Annotated in this window: 2 protein-coding genes; both read left to right on the top strand. The window is 49.6% G+C overall.

The genetic code is table 11. The features are described 5' to 3' along the window. The coding region (locus Q0605_RS03560; protein WP_298704309.1) for a hypothetical protein at window positions 1-811 on the top strand (811 nt) is incomplete at its 5' end. Window positions 812-1,427: 616 nt separating this feature from the next. Further along, window positions 1,428-3,224: a translation elongation factor 4 gene (lepA, locus tag Q0605_RS03555; RefSeq protein WP_298704307.1), complete on the top strand. Its 1,797-nt coding sequence runs from the start codon at window positions 1,428-1,430 to the stop codon at window positions 3,222-3,224. The last annotated feature ends 51 nt before the right edge of the window (window positions 3,225-3,275 follow it).

Genomic DNA, 3,275 nt, shown 5'->3' with positions numbered 1-3,275 from the left:
AGCTGATTATATAGCCGCTGCTAATTCCAATAGTAAGACCTATGCAACAGGTACGACCGTTACGGATTTTAGTGACAATATAGGTACTTATGCACTATTCGTCTACGGTACGTCGTATGATAAGAGCTTGGGGTCCAGAGTCTATCAGGCTACTACCAGAACCGGGGTAACCGTGCCTATTTATACGCAGATCTATTGCGGCAGAACCGATAGGTGCGCGAATATGCCTGCTCCTAGCGCAGAACTTGCTTATGAAGCCCCTAACTCGAATATATTTACCGTGCTAGCGGCTCAAGATCATAGCCTAACTGATTTTACAAAGTTTGTAGTAAATACTAGAGCTACTTTAAATAATATAGATGCAGAGTTCGTAAGCGCCTATGATAGCTTAACTAAAGTTGGCGAGGTAGGGATAAATGTTACGAGAGGTAATGTAGTAAGCGCAGGTAAGGAGGATATAATCGTCAGCGGTTCCGCAGCAGGCCAGGCTAGGGTACGTATCATAACTAGTCCATGGTTTATCCATACGCCTGCCGGAAATGAAAATACTATGTTTATGGTAGCTGGTGGGGGAGCTTATTCTAAGCAGTATCCGGGTGTACGGCAGTACTTCAATCCTCTTAATGTAAGCATAAGAGCCGCTCAACCTACGGTCTGGGGCGGTGAAGGTCAAGTCAAGTCCGGCAAAGAAGATGACGTAGGATCGTTTGCCGGTGGTAGCACGTCAGATAACAGTACCAGTGATACTTCTACGAGGAAGCTAGATACGGGAGATGTCCGCGATATCTACAACCAAAAGACCGATTGGTAGTATCTGCGTTAAGCTCGTAACATAAAGGCTAGCCTCCTGGCTAGCCTTTTTTATGGGCGAAATCTTAGTTTTCTTGGCGACAAATATTTTAAAATTTTGCTTTGCAAATTTTTGTCTGTAAATTCCATGAGATAGAATTTCTTTGAAATTTTAAATTGCGAAATTTTGCTATAAAACTTGGCGGTAAAATTTATTCATTGAGATTTGTGCGCCGTAACAGCATAGAATTGAGCGCTAATCCCAAGCGGTAGAATTTCAAAGTAAAATTTTATATGACGATCCTCCTCCCGTTTATTAAAATTCTCAACCATCAGCATTGTAAGTTTCGCGTAGCGTAATCACGCAAGGCTTATTACAATTTTTTGTTACGTGAAATTTTACATTTCAATATAGCCGCAGAATTTCCGTTCGTAAATAGCGTCTAATTCTTGCCGTCAAACTCCGTTGTGGCAAAGCATGCCACTTAATAATTTTTTAAAATTCTATCGCTCGTAGCGGCTTACGAATTTTACTTCATTGTATAAATTTTTAGTTCGTAAATATCGCCTTTCTATTTACCCGTTTTTAAATGAAATTTCGGCACAATGCGGCTTAAAATTTCATCAGGGAAAGCCACTTGAAAACAAAAAATATCAGAAATTTCAGCATCATCGCGCATATCGACCACGGCAAATCCACACTCGCAGACCGCCTGATTAGCGAGTGTAACGCCGTCGAGGCGCGCCAGATGAGCAGCCAGATCATGGACACGATGGATATCGAAAAGGAGCGCGGCATCACGATCAAGGCGCAGTCCGTGCGGCTCGAGTACGAGCTTGGCGGCGAGAAATACGTTTTAAATTTGATCGATACCCCGGGCCACGTGGATTTTAGCTACGAGGTCTCGCGTTCGCTGGCTAGCTGCGAGGGGGCGATCCTCGTCGTAGATGCCAGCCAGGGCGTGCAGGCGCAGACCATCGCAAACGTCTATATCGCGCTGCAGCACAATCTCGAGATCATCCCCGTGCTTAACAAAATCGATCTGCCCGCCGCCGATCCGCAGCGCGTAAAAGAGGAGATCGAGCACGTCATCGGGCTTGATTGCAGCAGCGCGATCGAGGTCAGCGCCAAAACGGGCGTGGGTATCAAGGAGCTTTTAGAGGCGATAATCACTCGCATTCCCGCGCCCAAAACGGACGACGCCGCGCCGCTTAAGGCGCTCATCTACGACAGCTGGTTTGATAACTACCTAGGCGCGCTCGCGCTTGCGAGGCTCTACGACGGCGTGCTGAAAAAGGGCGATGAGGTCTATATCATGGGTAGTGAGAACCGCCACGAGGTGCTCGATCTGATGTATCCCAACCCGCTCGCGCCTACCAAAACTCGCGAGCTTAGCAGCGGCGAAGTGGGCATCGTAGTAATGGGGCTAAAAAACGTCGCCGACGTGCAGGTAGGCGATACGATCACGCTTTTTAAAAATCGCGCCGCCGCTCCCGTGGGCGGCTTTGAGAAGGCCAAGCCCTTCGTGTTTGCGGGCATCTATCCCGTGCAGACTGATAAATTTGAAGATCTGCGCGACGCTTTGGATAAGCTCAGCCTAAACGACAGTTCGCTTAGCTATGAGCCCGAGACGTCGCTCGCGCTGGGATTTGGCTTTCGCGTCGGGTTTTTGGGGCTACTGCATATGGAGGTCGTGAAGGAGCGGCTTGAGCGCGAGTTTGATCTCGATCTCATCGCCACGGCGCCGACCGTCACATACGCCGTGTATCTCACGGACGGCTCGTGCGTGCGGATACACAGCCCCAGCGAGCTTCCGGCGCCCAATTACATCGAGCGCATCGAGGAACCCTACGTCAGGGCGACGATCATCACCCCGAGCGAGTTTTTAGGCAATCTCATCAGTCTTTTAAATTTACGCCGCGGCGTCCAAACCAAGATGGACTACATCACGCCAGAGCGCGTCCTGCTCGAATACGACGTGCCGACAAACGAGATCATAATGGACTTTTACGACAAGCTCAAATCCTGCACCAAGGGATATGCGAGCTTTGATTACGAGCCGATCGATTATAGGCGCGGCGATCTAGTCAAGCTAGATATCCGCGTCGCGGGCGAAGCGGTTGATGCGCTCTCGATCATCGTGCCCGCCTCAAAGGCCGAATCCAAGGGGCGCGACCTCGTCAAAGCGATGAAGGAGATCGTGCCGCGGCAGCTTTTTGAAGTCGCGATCCAAGCAAGCATCGGCAACAAGATCATCGCTCGCGAAAACGTCCGCGCCATGGGCAAAAACGTGACCGCCAAGTGCTACGGCGGCGACATCACGCGTAAGCGCAAGCTGCTCGAGAAGCAAAAAGAGGGCAAGAAGCGCATGAAGGCGATCGGCAGAGTAAATCTGCCGAGCGAAGCGTTTTTGAGCGTGCTGAAGATCGATTAAATTTAACGCCGCGCGGATAAATTTTATCCCCGCCGTCGGCGATAAGCTCAT

This window comes from uncultured Campylobacter sp. (assembly GCF_938017705.1).
Classification (GTDB): domain Bacteria; phylum Campylobacterota; class Campylobacteria; order Campylobacterales; family Campylobacteraceae; genus Campylobacter_B.
The sequence above is the reverse complement of the archived record's forward strand: the minus strand, read 5'-3'. Positions and strand labels throughout refer to the sequence as shown.